The organism is Buchnera aphidicola (Takecallis taiwana) (assembly GCF_039355125.1).
Taxonomy (GTDB): domain Bacteria; phylum Pseudomonadota; class Gammaproteobacteria; order Enterobacterales; family Enterobacteriaceae; genus Buchnera_L; species Buchnera_L aphidicola_AG.
Genome location: NZ_CP134979.1, coordinates 404,663 through 426,979, shown reverse-complemented (window position 1 = coordinate 426,979; position 22,317 = coordinate 404,663). Strand labels below are relative to the sequence as shown.

Annotated in this window: 20 protein-coding genes and 4 tRNA genes; 17 read left to right on the top strand and 7 right to left on the bottom strand. The window is 26.4% G+C overall.

The genetic code is table 11. The features are described 5' to 3' along the window. The first annotated feature begins 9 nt into the window (after positions 1 to 9). From ilvC to RJT54_RS02070, 7 genes are all read left to right on the top strand, one after another. Positions 10 to 1,482, top strand: a complete 1,473-nt coding sequence (gene ilvC, locus RJT54_RS02100) for a ketol-acid reductoisomerase (protein ID WP_343128190.1) — start codon at positions 10 to 12, stop codon at positions 1,480 to 1,482. 7 nt (positions 1,483 to 1,489) lie between these two features. After that, positions 1,490 to 3,439, top strand: a complete 1,950-nt coding sequence (locus RJT54_RS02095) for a UvrD-helicase domain-containing protein (protein WP_343128189.1) — start codon at positions 1,490 to 1,492, stop codon at positions 3,437 to 3,439. 53 nt (positions 3,440 to 3,492) lie between these two features. Further along, complete coding sequence (gene trxA / locus RJT54_RS02090) at positions 3,493 to 3,828, top strand: thioredoxin (RefSeq protein WP_428994170.1); 336 nt, start codon at positions 3,493 to 3,495, stop codon at positions 3,826 to 3,828. A gap of 195 nt (positions 3,829 to 4,023) precedes the next feature. Beyond that, positions 4,024 to 5,283 (top strand): transcription termination factor Rho, encoded by a 1,260-nt coding sequence (rho, locus tag RJT54_RS02085; protein WP_343128187.1) that lies wholly within the window; start codon positions 4,024 to 4,026, stop codon positions 5,281 to 5,283. 124 nt (positions 5,284 to 5,407) lie between these two features. Then, a tRNA-Arg gene (locus RJT54_RS02080) sits at positions 5,408 to 5,481 on the top strand. Positions 5,482 to 5,564: 83 nt separating this feature from the next. After that, a tRNA-His gene (locus RJT54_RS02075) sits at positions 5,565 to 5,637 on the top strand. Between the two features lie 44 nt (positions 5,638 to 5,681). Beyond that, a tRNA-Pro gene (locus RJT54_RS02070) sits at positions 5,682 to 5,755 on the top strand. A 9-nt stretch (positions 5,756 to 5,764) separates the two neighbouring features. On the opposite strand, the gene cyaY is transcribed toward RJT54_RS02070, so the two are convergent. Next, on the bottom strand, positions 5,765 to 6,103 hold the full coding sequence (gene cyaY, locus RJT54_RS02065) for an iron donor protein CyaY (RefSeq protein WP_343128186.1): 339 nt from the start codon (positions 6,101 to 6,103) through the stop codon (positions 5,765 to 5,767). Positions 6,104 to 6,208: 105 nt separating this feature from the next. On the opposite strand from cyaY, the gene dapF reads away from it, so the two are divergent. Together dapF and RJT54_RS02055 are read left to right on the top strand one after the other, a co-directional pair. Further along, positions 6,209 to 7,069 (top strand): diaminopimelate epimerase, encoded by an 861-nt coding sequence (gene dapF, locus RJT54_RS02060; protein WP_343128185.1) that lies wholly within the window; start codon positions 6,209 to 6,211, stop codon positions 7,067 to 7,069. 102 nt (positions 7,070 to 7,171) lie between these two features. Continuing rightward, positions 7,172 to 8,416: an MFS transporter gene (locus RJT54_RS02055; RefSeq protein WP_343128184.1), complete on the top strand. Its 1,245-nt coding sequence runs from the start codon at positions 7,172 to 7,174 to the stop codon at positions 8,414 to 8,416. A gap of 69 nt (positions 8,417 to 8,485) precedes the next feature. On the opposite strand, the gene RJT54_RS02050 is transcribed toward RJT54_RS02055, so the two are convergent. Next, complete coding sequence (locus tag RJT54_RS02050) at positions 8,486 to 9,244, bottom strand: class I SAM-dependent methyltransferase (RefSeq protein WP_343128183.1); 759 nt, start codon at positions 9,242 to 9,244, stop codon at positions 8,486 to 8,488. Between the two features lie 181 nt (positions 9,245 to 9,425). Between RJT54_RS02050 and RJT54_RS02045 the strand changes: the two genes are divergently transcribed. Beyond that, complete coding sequence (locus tag RJT54_RS02045) at positions 9,426 to 10,718, top strand: hypothetical protein (RefSeq protein WP_343128182.1); 1,293 nt, start codon at positions 9,426 to 9,428, stop codon at positions 10,716 to 10,718. 129 nt (positions 10,719 to 10,847) lie between these two features. Then, complete coding sequence (epmA, locus tag RJT54_RS02040) at positions 10,848 to 11,810, top strand: elongation factor P--(R)-beta-lysine ligase (protein WP_343128181.1); 963 nt, start codon at positions 10,848 to 10,850, stop codon at positions 11,808 to 11,810. Between the two features lie 47 nt (positions 11,811 to 11,857). On the opposite strand, the gene RJT54_RS02035 is transcribed toward epmA, so the two are convergent. Genes RJT54_RS02035 through hslV form a run of 3 tightly spaced genes read right to left on the bottom strand, consistent with a single transcriptional unit; the run spans position 11,858 to position 14,519 of the window. After that, a complete protein-coding gene (locus RJT54_RS02035) occupies positions 11,858 to 12,607 on the bottom strand; it encodes an FAD-binding oxidoreductase (RefSeq protein WP_343128180.1) in 750 nt (249 codons plus the stop codon). A 39-nt stretch (positions 12,608 to 12,646) separates the two neighbouring features. Further along, complete coding sequence (hslU, locus tag RJT54_RS02030) at positions 12,647 to 13,975, bottom strand: ATP-dependent protease ATPase subunit HslU (protein ID WP_343128179.1); 1,329 nt, start codon at positions 13,973 to 13,975, stop codon at positions 12,647 to 12,649. A gap of 13 nt (positions 13,976 to 13,988) precedes the next feature. Next, a complete protein-coding gene (hslV, locus tag RJT54_RS02025) occupies positions 13,989 to 14,519 on the bottom strand; it encodes an ATP-dependent protease subunit HslV (protein WP_343128178.1) in 531 nt (176 codons plus the stop codon). A gap of 184 nt (positions 14,520 to 14,703) precedes the next feature. Between hslV and rpmE the strand changes: the two genes are divergently transcribed. Further along, positions 14,704 to 14,904 carry a 50S ribosomal protein L31 gene (rpmE, locus tag RJT54_RS02020; RefSeq protein ID WP_343128177.1) on the top strand — a complete coding sequence of 67 codons (201 nt, stop codon included), beginning with the start codon at positions 14,704 to 14,706 and terminating at the stop codon, positions 14,902 to 14,904. Positions 14,905 to 14,974: 70 nt separating this feature from the next. On the opposite strand, the gene RJT54_RS02015 is transcribed toward rpmE, so the two are convergent. Both RJT54_RS02015 and orn read right to left on the bottom strand, forming a co-directional pair. Further along, a tRNA-Gly gene (locus tag RJT54_RS02015) sits at positions 14,975 to 15,047 on the bottom strand. A 57-nt stretch (positions 15,048 to 15,104) separates the two neighbouring features. Continuing rightward, positions 15,105 to 15,671: an oligoribonuclease gene (orn, locus tag RJT54_RS02010; RefSeq protein ID WP_343128176.1), complete on the bottom strand. Its 567-nt coding sequence runs from the start codon at positions 15,669 to 15,671 to the stop codon at positions 15,105 to 15,107. A gap of 223 nt (positions 15,672 to 15,894) precedes the next feature. Between orn and pgi the strand changes: the two genes are divergently transcribed. The 5 genes from pgi to RJT54_RS01985 all read left to right on the top strand — a co-directional run bounded on the left by pgi (position 15,895) and on the right by RJT54_RS01985 (position 22,269). After that, positions 15,895 to 17,541, top strand: coding sequence for a glucose-6-phosphate isomerase (gene pgi / locus RJT54_RS02005; protein ID WP_343128175.1), 1,647 nt, complete (start codon positions 15,895 to 15,897; stop codon positions 17,539 to 17,541). A 16-nt stretch (positions 17,542 to 17,557) separates the two neighbouring features. Next, on the top strand, positions 17,558 to 18,505 hold the full coding sequence (gene miaA / locus RJT54_RS02000) for a tRNA (adenosine(37)-N6)-dimethylallyltransferase MiaA (protein ID WP_428994169.1): 948 nt from the start codon (positions 17,558 to 17,560) through the stop codon (positions 18,503 to 18,505). 184 nt (positions 18,506 to 18,689) lie between these two features. Continuing rightward, complete coding sequence (locus RJT54_RS01995) at positions 18,690 to 20,258, top strand: anthranilate synthase component 1 (RefSeq protein WP_343128173.1); 1,569 nt, start codon at positions 18,690 to 18,692, stop codon at positions 20,256 to 20,258. Position 20,259: 1 nt separating this feature from the next. Continuing rightward, positions 20,260 to 20,844, top strand: a complete 585-nt coding sequence (locus RJT54_RS01990) for an aminodeoxychorismate/anthranilate synthase component II (protein WP_343128172.1) — start codon at positions 20,260 to 20,262, stop codon at positions 20,842 to 20,844. Between the two features lie 111 nt (positions 20,845 to 20,955). Then, on the top strand, positions 20,956 to 22,269 hold the full coding sequence (locus RJT54_RS01985) for an adenylosuccinate synthase (protein WP_343128171.1): 1,314 nt from the start codon (positions 20,956 to 20,958) through the stop codon (positions 22,267 to 22,269). Positions 22,270 to 22,317 lie beyond the last annotated feature (48 nt).

The window sequence follows — 22,317 nt, the reverse complement described above, 5'->3', positions numbered from 1 at the left end:
GATATAAATATGAATAATTATTTTAATACATTGAATTTTCGTAATCAAGTGATACAGTTACAGCAATGTTCGTTTTTAGATAAAAAAAATTTTAGCAATGTTATTAATATTTTAAAAGATAAAAAAATTGTTATTATTGGTTGTGGTGCTCAAGGATTAAATCAAGGTTTGAATATGCGTGATTCAGGTTTAAATATTTCTTATGCATTAAAAGAAGAAAGTATTTTAACGAAAAATCAATCTTGGCAAAATGCAATTAATCATAATTTTCCAGTTGGTAGTTATGACCAATTAATACCGATAGCAGATTTAGTAATTAATCTAACACCTGATAAACAACATTCGGTTGTTATTGAGAATATACAATCATTAATGAAAAAAAATTCTATTTTAGGTTATTCTCATGGGTTTAATATTGTTGAAGTTGGGGAAATTATTAGAAAAGATATTACTGTGATTATGGTAGCTCCAAAATGTCCAGGTACTGAAGTACGTGAAGAGTATAAACGCGGTTTTGGTGTACCTGCATTAATTGCAGTACATCATGAAAATGATTTTTTACAACAAGGTTTAGAAATTGCAAAAGCTTGGGCGTTTTCTATTGGTAGTCATCGTGCTGGCGTTTTAAAATCATCTTTTATAGCTGAAGTCAAATCGGATTTAATGGGAGAACAAACTATATTATGTGGTTTATTACAGTCTAGTTCAATCGTGATTTATGATTATCTCATGTCTCATGGTTATCAGTCTAGTTATGCAGTAAAGTTACTACAATCCGGATGGGAAGTGCTTACCGAAGCATTGAAACATGGTGGTATTACTTTAATGTTAAATAGATTATCTAATTCTTCTAAATTTCGAGTATGTGAGTTATCCAATAATTTAAAAACTATGTTAAAATCATTGTTTGAGAAACATATGGATGATATTATTTCAGGTGATTTTTCAAAAAATATGATTGCTGATTGGCATAATAATGATAAAAATTTATTAACATGGCGTGATGAAATTAAAAATACTGCATTTGAAAAAGCGGTTACTTCAAATGAAGTCATCATAGAAGATGAATATTTTCAAAACGGTACATTAATGGTTGCTATATTAAAAGCAGGTGTAGAGTTAGCATTTGAAACTATGGTATCTTCTGGTATTAAAGCAGAATCTGCGTATTATGAATCTTTACATGAATTACCATTAATCGCAAATACTATTGCTAGAAAGCGTTTTTATGAAATGAATTTAGTAATCTCTGATACAGCAGAATATGGTAGTTATTTATTTACAAAACGTGCGATACCTATTTTAAGAAACTTTATTCGTAATATACGTCAGGATGATATTGGTGTTTCTTATCCAAAGACTGAGATTAGTAATATAAAATTACATGACTTAAATCAAGAAATTTATAATCATGATATTGAAAAGATTGGCAGAAAATTAAGAAGTTACATGAAAAATATGAAAAGCATTTTAGATATTTAAATAATATATGTTGTTAAATAAACGGCAAGTACAAGCAATTCATACAGTACAAGGTCCTTGCTTAGTATTAGCAGGGGCAGGGTCAGGAAAAACTTGTGTTATAATTAATAAAATTGTTACATTAATTAATCAATATGGCTATAAAGCTAGTGAGATTTTTGCAGTTACTTTTACAAATAAATCCGCTCAAGAAATGAAATCTAGAATTTATAAAATTTTGCAGACAAAACAAAATATTAGTCAAAAATTAAATATTTATACATTTCATGCGTTAGGTATGAAAATTATTTCACAATCACTAGATTTATTAGGATATAAAAGTGATTATACTTTATTTGATTCTGCAGATCAAACACGATTAATTAAAAGTATTATTGCACAAAATATGCGAAATAATCATGATATTTTAAAAAAAATTATTTCATATATTACGTATCAAAAAAATAAAATTATTACTCCTAAACAAGCAAAGAAAGATGCTGTTTCAAAACAAGATCAAATCTTTGCTGTATATTATGATCAATATAATAAATTTTTAAAACAAAATAATGCTTTTGATTTTGACGATTTAATCTATGTGGCAGTTATTTTATTGCAAAAACATCCTGTGATTCAGGATAAGTGGCAAAATTATATTAAATATTTATTAGTAGATGAATATCAGGATACTAATTTTAGTCAATACAAATTAATTCAATTATTAACAGGTTCTGCATCTAATTTTACGTTGGTAGGTGATGATGATCAATCTATCTACGCATGGCGTGGAGCTAATATTGATAATATATTATTTTTAAAACGTGATTATCCTAATTTACAAGTTATCACAATGGAACATAATTATAGATCATCAAAAAGGATTTTACATATTGCGAATACGTTAATATCGAATAATGTGCATATTTTTAAAAAAAAATTATTTTCTAACTTATCAGATGGTGCGAAAATTCGTGTATTAAAGTTAAAAAATGAATACCAAGAAGCAAAAAAAATTATTGATGATATATTACTACATAAAGTACATCATGGTATGAATTACCATGATTATGCTATTTTATATCGTACGAATCAACAAGCTAAAATTTTTGAAAAATATTTATTTCAAAAACAAATACCATATTTTATTCATGGCAATAATTCATTTTTTAATAGATCTGAAATTAAAAATTTAATATCATATCTAAAATTTTTTATTAATCAATATGATAATATCTCTCTTATAAGAATTATTAATATACCAGCTCGTAATATTGGTATAAATACAGTAAAAAAAATTGTTAAATATGCAAATGATTATAATAAAGATTATTTTTCTGTTATACAAGATGATGTTTTTAAAAATACATTACATTCATATGTACGTAAAAGATTAGATAAATTTACAGTTTGGGTGAAAAATATCATGCTTTTTTTTAAAGAAAAACCAACACAAATATTATATAAAATCATGCATGATACACAGTATGAAAAATGGTTAATAAAATCTAATAAAAATAATTATCAAAAATGTATACAAAATGTACATATTTTTTTAGACTGGACCAAAGCATTTTTTAAACAGTATAGTGAAAAATATGTTACATTAAATACGTATGATATATTAGTACAACTAGTAAATCAATTTGTTATGCATGATATAAATATAAACGCTAATCATACTAATGAATGTAATGCTATACAATTAATGACCATGCATGCATCGAAAGGTTTAGAATTTCCTATTGTATTCATAGTCGGATCAGAAGAAGGTATTATTCCTTCTTATCAACAAATTCATGTTAATAATATTGCTGAAGAGCGTCGATTAATTTATGTTGCTATTACTCGAGCTAAAACTGAATTGACATTTAGTTATTGTCATCAAAGATCTTGCTATAATGAAATTATACAAATTCAACCAAGTCGTTTTTTATTTGAATTACCCAGACATGATTTAATTTGGATAAATATAGTATAATATATTTAAATATTATTTTATTTTTTATAATCAAATTTCTCAGGACGAATATTATGAATAGTTTACTTATATCTTTAACAGATGATAATTTTAATACAGTAATTAATAATAAAAATAAACCAGTTATTGTAGATTTTTGGGCAGATTGGTGTGGCCCATGTAAAGTTTTTGTACCAATTTTAGAAGAGATTGCACAAGAATATCAAAAAACATTAATAGTCGCAAAAGTGAATGTCGATGCTTGTCAAGAAATTATGTCAAAATATTCTATACAAAGTATACCGACATTATTATTTTTTAAAAATAGTAAATTAATTGCTAAAAATTCAGGCGTAATTTCTGCATCTGAAATTAAAAAATTATTAAATTTACATTTTAATATTACATAATATACATATTATATGATATGTTTTGTACTCCAAAACCGCTAGATATTTTTTTAATATCGTGTTATTATTATAATATAAAAGTTTATTAATATTATAAGATAGATGTATTTTATATCCCTCCTTCCCCCTCCTCTAAAGATAACTCCAAATATTTCTACAGTTATATATTAGTGTTTTTATTAAGAAATGATATTTATGAATCTTACTACACTGAAAAATATGTTAGTTTCTGAATTAATTATTCTTGGTAATAAGATCGGACTAGAAAATTTAGCTCGAATGCGAAAACAAGATATTATTTTTACTATTCTAAAACAACATGCAAAAGGTGGTGAAAATATCTTTGGAGATGGAGTTTTAGAAATATTGCAAGATGGATTTGGTTTTCTACGTTCTTCAGATAGTTCTTATCTAGCTGGTCCTGATGATATATATATATCACCAAGTCAAATTCGTAGATTTAATTTGCGAACCGGGGATACTATTGCTGGTAAAATTAGACCTCCTAAAGAGGGCGAAAGATATTTTGCTTTATTAAAAGTTAATAAAGTGAATTATGAAAAACCAGAAAACGCACGTACTAAAATTTTATTTGAAAATTTAACTCCATTGCATGCTAATTCACGATTACGGATGGAGCGAGGTAACGGATCAACTGAAGATTTAACCACGCGTGTTTTAGATTTATCTGCTCCTATTGGTAGAGGACAGAGAGGGTTGATTGTAGCTCCACCAAAAGCTGGTAAAACTATGTTATTACAAAATATTGCTCAAAGTATCGCGCAAAACCATGCAGAGTGTGTTTTAATAGTTTTATTAATTGACGAACGACCTGAAGAAGTAACAGAAATGCAACGTTTAGTGAAAGGAGAAGTTATTGCTTCAACATTTGATGAACCAGCTCTGCGACACATTCAGGTAGCAGAGATGGTGATTGAAAAAGCTAAACGTTTAGTAGAACATAAAAAAGATGTTGTTGTATTACTCGATTCTGTGACTAGATTAGCCAGGGCATATAATACAGTTGTACCTGCTTCCGGTAAAGTATTAACAGGAGGTGTAGATGCTAATGCTTTACATCGACCAAAACGATTTTTTGGTGCTGCCCGAAACGTTGAAGAGGGTGGTAGTTTAACTATTATTGCTACAGCATTAATTGATACCGGTTCTAAAATGGATGAAGTAATTTATGAGGAATTTAAAGGAACGGGGAATATGGAATTATTATTATCCCGTAAGATTGCAGAAAAACGTGTGTTTCCAGCAATTGATTATAATCGTTCAGGTACTCGAAAAGAAGAATTATTAACCTCATCTGAAGAATTAAAAAAAATGTGGATTTTGCGTAAAATCATTCATCCGATGAATGAAATTGATGCAATGGATTTTTTAATTAATAAATTGTCTATGACAAAGACAAATTACGAATTTTTTAATATGATGCAACGTATATAAAAATACATACTAAATAATTGTAACATTTGTTATAATGTATTATAACATAAAATATATTTTTGAATCTATATTTAGTTCATGTATTATATTTATATTTTTGAAATATAATTATCTTTTTTTTAAAGCGCTCGTAGCTCAGTTGGATAGAGCGCTACCCTCCGAAGGTAGAGGTCTCAGGTTCAAATCCTGTCGAGCGCAATTTTTTAATTTGAAAAATATTTACTTAAAATAAATAATATGTTATAATTTCTTAGTATATATTGTTTTAAATTACTTATATGGTGACTATAGCTCAGTTGGTAGAGTCCTGGATTGTGGTTCCAGATGTCATGGGTTCGAGCCCCATTAGTCACCCAAAGTGTTTTTTAAATTTTTAAATTTTTAAATATTTTTTATTTCGGCGAATAGCGCAGCTTGGTAGCGCAACTGGTTTGGGACCAGTAGGTCAGGGGTTCAAATCCTCTTTCGCCGAATTATATTTTTATATTATTAAATTTTCTAATGTAATTTTCATAGATCCTTGTAAATAACACGCTTGTTTTAAGATATGCCAAAAATTTATTTTACTACGATTACAAATCCAATTGTTATTTTTATAATTGAAATGATATCCATTTTGTTTTGTAGCTAACCAAATTTGTCTTAATGATTCTTGTTTGCTAATGATAATTTTATTTTTTTTAGAAAAAGATATTACCATAATGTGATGATTAATTTCATAATCTAAATCATTTTCATAATTTACATGATCTAAAGTGTTTTCAATTTGTGTTAAAATATTATTATATAAAGTATGAAATTCAGATTTTGTAAGCTTCATAAGTTTATCCAATTATATCTTGTATGAGATTACATGATGTAAATTTAAATATTACTGATCAATATTATCAGGTTTGTTTTTTCATTTATATAAATCTTTCTTATTATGTTAAATCAAAATAAAGTATTAAATTTTTCAAAAATGCATGGTTTAGGTAATGATTTTGTCATTTTAGACAGAATTAATCAAGAATTTAATTTATCGAAACAAGTAATACAGAAAATATCTAATCGAAATACTGGTATTGGATTTGATCAGTTATTAATAGTTGAACATGCAAAAAATATCAAATATGATTTTTATTATCGTATTTTTAATTCGGATGGTTCTGAGGTAGCGCAGTGTGGTAATGGTGCAAGGTGTTTTGCATATTTTATATATTTAAAAAAGATGACTATAAAAACTACACTGATGGTACAAACACAAAATAGCCATATTATTATTCAAATCATTAATAAAAATAATATCATTGTAAATATGGGTAAACCTCAATTTAATTTATTGAATATACCAAAGTTTATATTAAATAATTTTCGTTTAAATACATTTACTGTAAATGATTGTATAATAAAATACGGTACAATTTTTATTGGCAATCCGCATTTTATTACTATTGTTAAAAATATTAAAAATTATCCTGTATGCCGTATTGGAAAAATACTTAATAATCATTCTTTTTTTCCGGACGGTATTAATGTTAACTATATGCAAGTTGTGTCTAATGAGCATATTATCTTACGTGTATATGAACGCGGAGTTGGTGAAACACAAGCTTGTGGTAGTGGTGCCTGTGCTTCTGTCGTATTTGGTATTATACAAGGTATTTTAAAAAATCATGTTATTGTGACTTTACCAGGCGGTGATTTACAAGTTCGTTGGAATGGATTTGGACATGATGTGTATATGACAGGACCTGCTGAATACGTATATGATGGCTATATTAGTGAAAGATTTTTCAAGGTTTGATAATTTTTATATTATTATTATATAAAATATAATATTATTAAACATAATATTGAAAGTACATTTTTAATATAATATGATGTTCCTAAATAAAAGGAGAAAGGCTTGTCCGGTTTAAAGAAACAGTGTAATCAAAAACATGTTATTACTAATTTTCAGTGTGAAAAAAAAAAATATATTGGTCGTGAAACTATAAAATTTAAAAAAGTTATTATTGCTTTATTTTCGGCTGGATTAGCTACTTTTTCAATTTTATATTGTGTACAACCTATTTTACCTACTTTTTCAAGTGAGTTTCATTTAACACCTGCACAGAGTAGTTTATCTTTATCTGCTGCTACAGCATCCATGGCTATTGGTATGTTATTTACAGGTTCTTTATCAGATACATTCGGTCGTAAAATCGTCATGAGCACTTCTTTATTGTTAGCGACATCATTAACTATATTATGTTCTGCAATGCATACCTGGATTGAAATTATTATTTTAAGGATGTTAACCGGTTTAACGTTAAGTGGTGTAGCTGCTGTTGCAATGACATACTTAAGTGAAGAAATGCATCCTAAAATATTACCTTTTGCAATAGGGTTGTATATTAGTGGTAATACTATTGGTGGTTTTTCTGGTAGATTTTTAAGTAGTGTCTTAGTTAATTATTGTTCTTGGGAAAAATCACTATTTATTATTGGTATTGTTTCTTTAATTGGATCTGTACTGTTTGTAATTTTGTTACCTGCTTCTAAAAACTTTATTAGTATCTCTTTAAAACCTAATAAAATTATGCGTAGTTTCCTGATACAATGTAATGATAATGTGTTATCGACTTTATTTTTAATTGGTTTTATTTTAATGGGTAGTTTTGTAACTTTATTTAATTATGTTGGTTATCGATTAATGATAAAACCGTTTTTTTTAAATCAAATTGTTATAGGTTTGTTATCTGTGGTGTATTTAACTGGAGCATATAGTTCACCGAAAGCGAGTGAATTTATTATCCAGTATGGTAGAAAAAATGTATTAATTTATTCATTGTTAATTATGATTTTAGGTATTGTAATGACGCAATGGAATATTTTAATATTTATAATTTTAGGATTAATGATGTTTTCGAGTGGTTTTTTTTCTGCTCACTCAGTTGCAAGCAGTTGGATAGGTTATCGTTCTAAAATAGCAAAAGGTCAAGCATCTTCATTATATTTGTGTTGTTATTATTTAGGATCGAGTATACTTGGTACATTTGGTGGTATTTTTTGGTCATTTGGTAATTGGGTTGGTATTTCTATATTTATTATTACAATACTACTTATTGGAGCAAAATATGTACATCGTATCAATACTGATCAAGAATGATGTAATATAATATAATAATTATATCATTTTATATCATAAAATATATAAATTTTTATTGTAAATATATTTTTAATAATATATTTTAGTATTTTTTTTTGTTAAATAAATATCAAAACGATGTTTCTTTGTTTCGATAATGTAGTTTGGTTTTATATTTGCAACGTGATTTGATTTTTTTGGTCGTTTAACAACAACGCGGTTTTTAGCAAATAATAGACATATTGGTAGTAATAAGTGAGAATCTGTATCATTACCAACTATATCTTGAATTGTTCGTATTGTTTTTTTTGATAGTGCTTTTTTTTTTAATTTTGGGAACATTGGATCTAAATAAATTACATCGGGTTTTTTAATATTCAGTTGGTGAATATTTAAGCTGGTATTATATATTAATTGCATGCGTTGTTTTATTAAATGTTGTATTTTATTATCTTGATAACTTCGTTTTAATCCATCATCTAACAAGATTGATATAATTGGATTACGTTCGATCATAGTAACATGACATCCATATGAAAAGAATATAAACGCATCTTTACCCAATCCAGTAGTGGCATCTACAATATTTGGAAAAAAGTTTTTTTTTATTCCAATAGCTTGTATCATTTTTATTTTTTGATCGCTTTGATGCAATACCATTTTTTTATAATTAAAATCTATCCATATATTCTTTTTAGTATTAATTACGTGGTTGTTTAATTCAATACGATTTTTATTAAAAATTAAAGAAAATTTAGCATTATCATCATGTTGAATTTTCCATTTAGTTTGAAAATGTAATAATTTTTTTTTATTGGTATAGTTTATAAGTTTGATTTTATATATCATATATATTAAATATAAATAAAGTTTATGTAAATTAAATATATTGAAATATAATGTATATATTTGTAATATAATTTTTTGTTGCAATATTTTGTAAATAATATATATAATATTAATTAGTAATCTTGTCATTCCATCAACTAACAATTTCGATCTATTCGGATAAAGGGAGAATCCCAATAATATGACAACTATTTTCCCTATTCGTGATAAAAAAATATTAATACAAGCAAATAAGGTAGTTCATCATACTGATTTCAAAGTAAAAAATATGACCTATCATAAAACACATGTTTTAAATACGATATATGATCAAAAAAGACCTGTGATGATGTTTCGAGAACCAAATGATGTTATTCGTTTTCATACTGTACAAACATTCATCTTACATGTTACTTCAAAACTTCGGTATTGTATTTTTTTAAAGGGAATACTAAATAATAAAATAGTAGATCTTACTATTAGAAAACTTAGAAATAATATTTATTTTGTTGTACCAAGGTTAAGTTTTCCTAAAGATGTGTATAGTCAGGGTTTCAAGTCTTATTTTGTGAATTTTTTTAAAGATTATTCACGTGTTATACCAACTATACACAGTATTTTTAAAAAAATTTTTCCAAACCCAATTGATATTGTAAAATCTACAATTAGTAGTGTAAGTTTTAATACTATTCATAAAGCAGTTACGGTAGTAAAAAATATTTTTCTATTTCGTAATAGGATTAAAGATTCTTTCACAAAAACAACACATATAGATGTAATAAAATCTGAATTACAAAAATCCATTTATAATAAATTAGATTTTTTTGTAAGTATAAAAAAATATTTTCATTTATCAAAATTATTAACTATGCCTAACATAGGTAGTATTTTTTATACGATTAAATCTAATAGTGTAAAATTACCTTATTATCATAAACGTATTGCAAAATCTAATCCTATATTTTTTGAAAACAAAACAAAAAATATTAATTGGATTGATTTAAATGTAACAAATAAAATTAGTAGTACAGATTGTTTAAGTCAAAAAATATTTTATGAAGCACAACAAATAAAAAATAAATTACCAGATATTAAATTACCAAAAAAGAGTAGCATTATTATCGATAATGCACATTTTACCTCTGGTTTACATTATCATACTTTAAATATTTTACAAGCAGCTATCCCGAATACATTTTTAAGAAATTTAGTTTTATCATGTTTTCAACAAGATTTACTGAATCAACCATGTTTAAGTATTTTTTATAATACTGTAGATATAGATAAATTTGTTCCTGAACAATCTGCTATATTGTATTCAATAGATACATTAAAACATAATCAAATTAAGTTGACAGCAACGTATTTAGGTCGTTTGATTAAAATTGTAGATGAGCAAACAAATAAAAATTATACAACTTTTGGTGCTCGTACTTCCATTATTTTATCGGAAGATGCATTACCTAAAATTAAATATTGTAATTTTATCAATTAAGGTTATAGAACGAATATTATATGTATTTAATAGGTGTTATTATCACATTTAATATTAGCCCATAAATATATGGGCTAAATATGATTTTTTTGTAATATAATTTTTCATATATTTGATTTGAGAATTTTAATGTTTAAAAAATCTAATGTTATTTTATCAAAACGAGCAAATATAATATTTAATATTCGTAGATTTTTTTTTAAAAGAAATATTTTAGAAGTAGAAACACCAATTCTGACACAACATACAGTGACAGATTGTCATTTAATGCCATTACCAGTATTATGTAATATGAATTATACTAATCATAACAACATTACTAGATGGCTTATTACAAGCCCAGAATATCATATGAAAAGATTATTATCACGGGATATTGGCCCTATTTATCAAATATGCCATGTATTTCGTGATGATGAGTCTGGTGCTTTACATAATATAGAGTTTTCTATATTAGAATGGTATCAACCCTTCTATAATATGTTTGATATGATGGAACAGATTGAAGTTTTACTTAAGTCAATTTTTCAATTTCCAGCTTGTGATCGTGTTTCTTATCAGGATATTTTTATACAAAGATTATCTATTAATCCGTTTGATGTTGATATTCAAAAATTATATAATATTTTAAATAAAATTAATCATCAACATTTAATACAAAAAAAAAATACTATTATTGATTTATTAAATTTAATATTTTTAATAGTGATTCAACCAAATCTTGGTTTACAACATCCAATTTTTATATATCATTATCCTGCCAGCCAAGCTATGCTTGCTCGAATAAACAAAATCGATTGTAATGTTTCTGATCGGTTTGAATTATTTTTTAAGGGTATAGAATTAGGTAATGGATTTTGTGAACTGATTGATTCTAGGGAACAAAAAAAACGGTTTGATCTGGATAATAACTATAGAGTTAAATTAAAAATACCAAAAATAGCAATTGATATGCGTTTTATAAATGCATTGAATAATAAATATATGCCTTATTGTTCTGGTGTTGCTTTAGGTATTGACCGCATTATTATGCTTATATGTCATATTAATAAAATTCAAGAGGTATTAACATTTTCTGTATCAGATTGTTAGTTTAAAGATTTAAAAAATAGAATATTAGTGTTAAGTGATCTGTATTATTACCAATAATTTTCACTACTAATATGTCCTGGCATTCTACGTAAATGTTTTTTTAAATTAAATTTTTGAATAAGTATGGATTGGGTTTCTTTGACCATGTCAGGATTACCACATAACATGACATGCGATGTTTTTGGACAGATATTGTAACCAATATTTTGTTCTAGTATATTATTACATAATAATTTGGGAATTCTACCAGTTAATGAATTTATATTTTTCTCTTGACTAGTGATTGTTTGTATAATGAGTTTATTCTGATAGCGTTTTTTTATTTTATTTATTAGTGGTAAATATACTAATTCTGTTGCATATTTAACAGCGTATATTAGAATAATTTTTTTAAATTTCTCTAGCCCGGTCCCGTCTTGTAAAATTGAACAGAATGGGCCTATAGCTGTACCAGTAGCCATCATCCAGAGTATTTGGCATGTTGGAATTTCTTGCATGGTAAAAAAACCTGACGCTTCTTTAGAAATTAATATTTCTTCCCCTATAGTCAGGTGGTATAATTTATTAGACATAATACCATTTGGAATTAATGTTATAACAAATTCTAGATTTTTATCATGTGGAGCATTAACATACGAATATACTCTTTTAATATATTTTTTTTCTGATATTTTTATTGCAATTTTTGCAAATTGTCCAGCTAAAAATGGTGTTATTGGTGCATGTAAAATAATTTTAAATAATCGTTTTGTCCATCTTGTAATTTTTACTACTTTAGCATTTACCCAGTAAGTCATATTCAAGCCTTTTTGTAAACACAGTGATTGATTCTGTATTTATAATATAAATCGACCTAAATCTTCGTTAAAGATTAATTGATCTAAATGTTTACTAACATATTCGGCGTTTATTATAATAATTTGATCTTTAATTTCATTTGCCATAAATGATATATCTTCCATTAATCTTTCAAGGACAGTATATAATCGTCTTGCGCCAATATTTTCCATAATGGTATTTACTTTCCATGACGCTTCTGCAATCTTATATATTCCATCTTTTGTAAATTGAATATTAACACCTTCTGTTTTCATTAATGCAGTATATTGTGTAATGAGTGCTGTTTTTGGTTCTGTTAATATTTTCTCGAAATCTTGTATGTTTAATGGATGTAAATTTACTCTAATGGGTAATCTGCCTTGTAATTCTGGTATCAAATCTGAAGGGCTGGATATTTGAAATGCACCGGATGTGATGAATAAAATATGATCTGTTTTTACGGTTCCATATTTTGTTGATACTGAGCATCCTTCAATTATTGGTAATAAATCCCTTTGTACACCTTCTCGTGATACATCTAAACCTGTTGTACCTCTATTTTTGCAAATTTTATCTAATTCATCAATAAATACTATTCCGTTTTGTTCGACTAATGTAATAGCTTCTTGTTTTATTTCTTCTATATTTAATAATTTTGCCGCTTCTTCTGCACATAGTATTCGCATTGCATCCTTAATTTTTACTTTTTTTTTTGTTTTTTTTTGATGATTGAGATTTTGAAATAGTAATTGCAACTGATTTGTTAAGTCTTCCATACCTGGTGGTGCCATAATTTCTACACCCATAGGGTGATTTGTGATATTAATTTCAATTTCTTTATCATCTAGTTCACCTGATTGTAGCTTTTTATGAAATGTTTGTATAGTTGTTGTTGGTTTTTTGTTAGTATTATCATTATTATTATTTTTCACTGTTGGTACAAGAATTTGTAATATTTTTTGTTCAGCAATTTTTTTTGCTTGTTGTTTATGTTTTTTAGATTTTTTAATTTTTATAATTTTCATTGCTGTTTCAATTAAATCACGAATAATTGAATCTACTTCTTTTCCTACATATCCTACTTCGGTAAATTTTGTTGCTTCAACTTTAATAAATGGCGCGTGCGCTAATTTTGCCAATCTGCGTGCAATTTCAGTTTTTCCTACACCTGTTGGTCCGATCATAAGAATATTTTTTGGAGTAATTTCATGTTGTAAATCCCGTTTTAGTTGCATTCTTCGCCAACGATTTCGTAGTGCAACTGCTACTGCTCTTTTTGCTTTTTTTTGCCCAACAATAAATTTATCAAGTTCTTTTACAATTTCTCGAGGAGTCATAGTTGGCATAAAAATAATCCTTTTATTTTTCTGAATGTAGTTCTTTAATGGTAAAGATATGATTTGTGTATATACAAATATCTGCCGCAATAGTTAATGCTGTTTTGACAATCTTGCGCGCTTCTAATGTAGAGTGTTTTAATAATGCATAAGCAGCTGCTTTGGCATATGATCCTCCAGAACCAATAGCAATGATATCATGTTCTGGTTGTATGACATCACCATTCCCTGTAATAATTAATGATGTATTTTTATCGGCAACAGCTAATATTGCTTCTAGTTTACGTAAGACGCGGTCGCTACGCCAATCTTTAGCAAGTTCTATTGCTGATTTTTTTAGTTGTCCTTGATACATTTCTAATTTTTTTTCAAACAGTTCAAATAAAGTAAATGAATCCGCTGTACCTCCTGCAAATCCTGAAATAACTTTATTATTATACAGAGATCTTACCTTGTTTACATTACCTTTCATAATAGTGTTGCCTAAAGTAGCTTGACCATCTCCACCGATTACTACTTTATTATTTAATCTAATACTTAATATTGTGGTCATAAATCGATCTCTTTGTATAGAATATCAAAAATTTATTACGTGTTTTTGTTAATTATAAATATTATCTAATTTATAATTAGTAGATATTATATATTATAAATTATAACCGCTTGTCATTCTTATAATTATAATTTCAATTTTCAAATATTACTACTATTTTAGTAGTTATATAGCCGGAGATAAAATGAAACCCAATATTCATCCTAAGTATCAAGAAACTGTTGTGACCTGTTCTTGTGGAAACAGTATTAATATATTTTCTACTTTAAGTGTAAAAACTTTAAATATTGATATATGTTCAAAATGTCATCCTTTTTATACCGGTAAACAACGAAATGTTTCTCATGGAGGCAGAATTGAGCGATTTAATAAGAAATTTTTATAACAGTAAGGTTATTATATAATATAAATGCTTTTCTATTGATATAGTATTGTAGTATGTAATTTTGTTATTCAGCGGGAAACGAGGTTCGAACTCGCGACCTCAACCTTGGCAAGGTTGCGCTCTACCAACTGAGCTATTCCCGCATGTTTCTTGTATTTACCATTATAGTATATAACATAATTTAAATAAACTGCAAGTATTTAAGTTATTTTTTTTAGTTGTATAGAATTTTTTATAAAAAATTTTTTATAAAATATTAGTTCATCAATGGAATTATAAATATCAAATAATGCTATATGTTGATTTGTTTTTTTTTGTGTATGTATTAAATTCGGATACCATCGTTTTAATAATTCTTTTATTGTGCTAATATCAATATGACGATAATGAAAGTATGATTCTAACTTTGGCATATATTTAAGTAAAAAACGTCGATCTTGACTAATTGTATTACCGCACATGGGTGATTTCTTATTTGGTACCCATTGTTTAATAAAATTGAGTATTTCTTGTTCAGCTTTTTTTTCGTTATATCTACTAGTTTGAATTTTGTTAATTAAGTTAGTTTTTGTATGAGTTTTACGGTTCCATGTATTCATTAATGATAAGTGTTTTGGATGTTGATGTATTGGGATACATGGACCCACTGCGATTATATTAATATTTGCATTTGTGATTACTGTACTAATTTCTATAATTCGGTGTTTATCCGGATTTAATCCGGTCATTTCTAAATCAATCCATATTAAATTATTATCATTTATCATTGTTATTATAATATATATGATGTATTTTACAATTTTTTTTGAATTCTATATAAGAACCATAATATCAGAAATAAATAATATTTTTATTTTTTATTATATTGTTTCTATAGTAGTGTCATAAATTTTTATTTGATAATATAAATTATAGTAAATTTTTAAATTGTTTTTTATATTGTATTGTGATATTAAAANTGCTGATTATATAAAAAAGGATTATTATACCATGAAAAATATTGCTCCTGTTAAAACTACATCTTGGAAAGAATTAAACAATCATTTTCAAGAGATTAAACATGTACATTTAATTGATTTATTTAATAAGGATAAAGACCGTTTTAAAAAATTCTCCTTTACTTTCCAAAATAAATTACTACTTGATATTTCAAAAAATAGAATTACACATACAACAGTGCAATTATTGTTAAATTTAGCTAATGAAATGAATTTATCTACAGCAATTCAAGCAATGTTTTCTGGTTCAAATATTAATTTTACTGAAAAACGCCCGGTTTTACATACTGCTTTAAGAAATAAATCTAATAATCAAATTATATTAAATGGATTTGATATTATGCCTGAAATTAAATTTGTTTTAGATAAGATACAAAGTTTTTCAGAACAAGTTATTTCTGGTAAGTGGAAAGGATATTCAGGAAAAAAAATTACTACTGTTGTCAATGTTGGTATTGGTGGTTCTGATTTAGGACCTAAGATGGTGACAGATGCTTTAAAACCATATAAAAATCATTTAAATATGTATTTTATTTCTAATATTGATAGTACGGAATTATTTCAATTATTCAAGATAATTAATTTTGAAACCACAATATTTTTAATATCATCAAAAACTTTTACTACACAAGAAACTATGATTAATGCTAAAACTATTAAAAGGTATTTTTTGAAAAAAGTTGGTAATATTGAGTATATGGATCAGCATTTTTTTGCAGTAACTATGGCATTTCGAAAAGCCGAAAATTTTGGTATTTTAAAAAGTAATGTTTTTAGATTATGGGATTGGGTTGGGGGACGTTATTCCATATGGTCTGCAATGGGATTATCAATAGCATTATCAATTGGATTTAAAAATTTTTCTCAATTATTAAGCGGTGCGTATGATATGGATGTACATTTTCAACAAACTAATTTTGGTAGTAATATGCCTGTTTTGTTAGCGTTAATTGGTATTTGGTATAATAATTTCTTTAATACTGAAACAGAAGCGATTTTACCATATGATCAATATTTACATCGTTTACCTGAATATATTCAACAAAGTAATATGGAGTCTAATGGGAAAAATATTGATCGTAATGGAAATCAGGTTTCTTGGCAAACTGGCCCGATTATTTGGGGTACAGTCGGTACAAATGGTCAGCATTCATTTTATCAATTAATGCATCAGGGTACAAAGTTAATTCCATGTGATTTTATTGCCCCAATAGTGTCCCAAAATCCTATATATAATCATCATGAGATATTATTGTCCAATTTTTTTGCTCAAACACATGCATTAGCTTTTGGTAATTTTTTTTATAAACAGGATAATATTATATCATCTAAATATAATATGAAAAATCAATATATTGAAAAATTTAAATTTTTTGAAGGTAATCGTCCTAGTAATACATTATTATTTCATAAAATTGATCCTTATTCTTTAGGTTTATTAATTGCATTATATGAACATAAAATATTTACTCAGGGTGTTATTTTTAATATATTTAGTTTTGATCAATGGGGTGTAGAACTTGGAAAACAAATATCTCAAAGTATTTATAGTGACTTAAGTAACAAAAATAGTATATTGAATTATGACGATTCTACTCTGGGTTTAATAAATTACTATAATAAATCTACACTTTGTTAAATGATATTGACATATAATGAGTAATTTGAATAAAAAATTTGTTATTTTTTTAATGGGTCCCACAGCATCTGGTAAATCAACTTTAGCTATGAGTTTGCGTAAATATCTTCCAATAGAATTAATTAGTGTTGATTCAGCTTTAATTTATAAAAATATGGATATTGGAACTGCTAAACCAAGTAGTATAGAATTATTACAACATCCACATCGGTTAATTAATTTGGTAGATCCGGGTGATTTATATTCTGTTTCTGATTTTCGTCGTGATGCTATGCAAGCTATTGAAGAAATTTTTTATATGAATAGAATTCCATTATTAGTGGGTGGAACTATGTTATATTATCATATTTTATTGCATGGTATATCGGTATTACCTACAGCGAATATAGAATTGCGAGATCGGTTGTTATATTATCATAAAATTAGTAGTAAAAATTTTTTACATGAATATTTATCGTTAGTAGATATTGACTCTGCTAATATAATTCATCCAAATGATATTTATAGACTCATACGAGCGTTAGAAGTGTATTTAATGACCGGTAATAAAATGAGTATATTAAAACAAAAAATATCTAATAGTTTTCCATATAAAGTAATACAATTTGCTTTACTACCAAAAAGAAAATATTTATATGCTCAGATTAAGAAGCGTTTTTATAATATGTTACATCAAGGTTTAGAATATGAAGTACGTAAATTATTTTATAGAGGTGATTTAAAGATAACATCACCTGCGATAAAGTGTATTGGTTATCGTCATATGTGGTTATATTTCTTAAGTAAAATTAGTTATAGTGATATGATTGATCGTGCAATTATTGCAACACATCAATTTTCAAAAAAACAAATTACGTGGTTAAAAAATTGGAATAATTTACATATTTTATCTGATCATGATTTATATGTATCAAGATTCAAAATATTAAATTTAATATATTTAAATCATTATAATGATTTATAACAATGTATATTTACAATTATATATTTCTTATTTTAAAAATAATATTACAATTTTATAAAAATAGTTTATTTTTTCGTGTATTATTTTATTTTAAATATTATTTATATTACATTATGTTAATATGTAATATTTTTTGACATAGTATTCAAATAAATACGATTTATTATAAAATTGATGTATACACATGAATCAGCATAATATACAATGTAAATTTAAAAATATTCAAATTGATGCTCCCTATAGAAGTAATCCAGCAGCAACTTTTTATGAAATTTGTGGTGATAAAAAATCGACTTTATTGTTGGAATCTGCAGAAATAAACAAAAAATATCAATTAAAAAGCATGATGATTATTGATGCAGCAGTACGTATTACTGCTTACGATCAAGTTGTAATTCTTGATGCTTTAACTAAAAATGGTACAAGTATATTATATCATCTTTGTAACATTATTCCTAAAATGGTAAAGATTAGTTTTTATAAAAATCAACTAAAGTTAATTTTTACGCGTCATACATTGGATTTAGATGAAGATATTAAATTACGTGCATTATCGGTATTTGATACTTTTCGATTTATTATGCAATCAATTCAAGTAGATCAGAAAGATCTAGATTCATTTTTTTTTGGCGGATTATTTTCATATGATTTAGTTAATACGTTTGAAGTATTACCAGAAATACATAGTGTGCAAAAATGCCCGGATTTTTGCTTTTATTTATCAGAAATATTATTAACTATTGATCATTTAAAGCAAAAAAGTATACTTTATGGAAGTATATTTAATTCTGATGTTTGTGAACAAAAACGTATTACTCGTAGATTACTTAATATTCGTAAAAAATTAAAAAATACACCTATTAATATACCCGATTATAAAATCCCTAATCCAAAAATTGAAATAAATTTTAGTGATTTAGAATATCAAAAAATTGTTAATAAAATGAAAGTATACATACGAAAAGGTGAAATTTTTCAAGTAGTTCCGTCAAGACAGTTTTCATTATTATGTCCATATCCTTTATCTGCATATCATGCATTAAAATTAAATAATCCTAGTCCGTATATGTTTTTTATGCAGGATATGGATTTTACATTATTTGGCGCGTCTCCTGAAAGTGCATTGAAGTATAATCCAATAAATCGTAGGATTGAAATTTATCCTATTGCGGGAACTAGGTCAAGAGGTTTTGATGAATTTGGAAATTTTGATCTTGATCTTGATAGTAGAATTGAATTAGAAATGCGTACTAATCATAAAGAATTATCAGAACATTTAATGTTGGTAGATTTAGCTAGAAATGATTTAGCAAAAATTTGTGTACCAGGCACTAGATATGTTTCACAACTTACAAAAGTTGATCGATATTCTCATGTTATGCATTTAGTTTCAAAGGTTGTTGGTACACTAAAAGGCGATTTAGATGCATTGCATGCGTATTCTGCTTGTATGAATATGGGTACATTGACTGGAGCACCAAAAATTCGCGCTATGCAATTAATTTATGAAGTAGAAAAAAAAAAACGTGGTAGTTATGGTGGTGCTATTGGTTATTTTACAGCATCAGGTATATTAGATACCTGTATTATTATTAGATCGGCATATGTAGAAAATAATATTGCTGTAATACAGGCGGGAGCAGGTATAGTTTTAGATTCGATTCCTATAGATGAGACTAATGAAAGTCGTAATAAAGCGCAAGTTGTATTAAATTCGATTATTCAATCAAATTATGAAAAGGATGTATTGTAGAATGTCTAAAGATATTCTGTTAATAGATAATTTTGATTCTTTTACATATAATATTGTTGATCAGTTAAGGGTCAACGGGTATGCTGTTATTATTTATCGTAATACTGTTTCATTAAATATTATTTTATCAACTTTATCTAAATTAAAAAAACCTATTGTTTTATTATCCCCTGGCCCGGGAAAACCTAAACATGCTGGATGTATATTACAATTATTACATGTAATAATAGGCAAAATTCCCATTATTGGTATTTGTTTAGGCCATCAAGCTATTGTAGAATATTATGGAGGTACTGTAGAATACTCAGGTTTAATTGTGCACGGTAAAACATCTTACATATATCATGATCAAAAAGCTATGTTTTTTAATTTACCTAATCCATTTTTAGTAGCACGATATCATTCTTTAGTATGTAAAAATATTCCAAAAAATTTAGTTATTAATGCTTTTTTAAATGATATGGTAATGGCAGTGAGAAACGATCAAGATAAAGTGTGCAGTTTCCAATTTCACCCGGAATCTATTTTAACAACATACGGTACTAAATTATTAAATAATACATTAAATTGGATAGTAAATTCATGATTTATTTAAAATATAATGAATAAAATATTATTGTAGTTATTATTTTTAGAAATGTATTGATATGTTTACTATATTTATTTAATTATTATATTAAGTATGATAAGGTATTTTATGAAACAAAATATTGTTATATTAGGTATGCAATGGGGCGATGAAGGTAAGGGTAAAATTGTAGATGTGCTAACACGTACAGCAAATTATGTAGTTCGATATCATGGCGGGCATAATGCTGGACATACTTTGGTTGTAAATAATAAAAAAATTATTTTACATTTAGTCCCATCAGGTATTTTACATAATCATGTTATTTGTTTATTAGGTAATGGTGTAGTAATTTCACCTCAAGGTTTAATTGATGAGATCAATATGTTATCTGGTTTAGGTATTTCATTGGATGGCCGTTTGTTCATATCACATCATTGTCCCTTAATTTTATCATATCATATAAAAATGGATATTCTGAGAGAACATTTATTGGATACACAATGTATAGGTACGACGAAAAAAGGTATTGGACCTGCTTATGAGGATAAGGTATCACGTTTTGGTTTACAAGTACGTGATTTATATAAAGAATCTGTTTTACGAGAAAAATTGAAACGTATTGTTGATTATTATAATTTTCAGTTTGTTCATTATTATAAATCTACTCCAGTTAATTATGATACTATATTGGAAGAATTGTTATTGTCAAAAAAAGTTTTTAAAAACAGAACGAAAGATATAGCATTATTATTACAAAAAGCAGAATATGAGAATAAAAAAATTATCTTTGAAGGTGCACAAGGTGCGTTATTAGATTTAGATCATGGAACATTTCCATATGTTACGTCTTCTAATAGTACGATTGGTGGTATTTTCACCGGATCTGGTGCACGTTTACAGCAAGTACATTTTATATTGGGTATTGTTAAAGCATATTGTACACGAGTAGGTTCTGGGCCTTTTCCTACCGAATTAACGGATCTAACAGATGATTATTTTGTTAAGGTCGGCAAAGAATTTGGTTCTACAACTGGACGTAGACGAAGAACCGGTTGGTTAGATTTAGTATTACTTAAAAGAATGGTGATTTTAAATTCAATTTCTTCTTTGTGCTTGACAAAATTAGATGTTTTAGATGGATTATCAGAAATAAAAGTTTGTATTGCATATAAAAATTTGCATACGGATCAAGTTATTAAGAATCCATTTTCGTGTTTAAATTGGGATGAATTTAAGCCAGTTTATCATATTTTAACCGGTTGGAATAAGTCTATTAAGGGAATAACTATATTTTCACAATTACCGTTCTTGGCGCAACAATATATTTCTTATATCGAACATTATATCGGGCATGGAGTATCTATTGATATGATTTCTACTGGTCCGGATCGATTAGATACAATTATAGTACGTGATACATTTAATATAGAATATATATAAATATTATTATTTTAAAAATTATGTTTTTTAAGATATATGTTTTTGAAT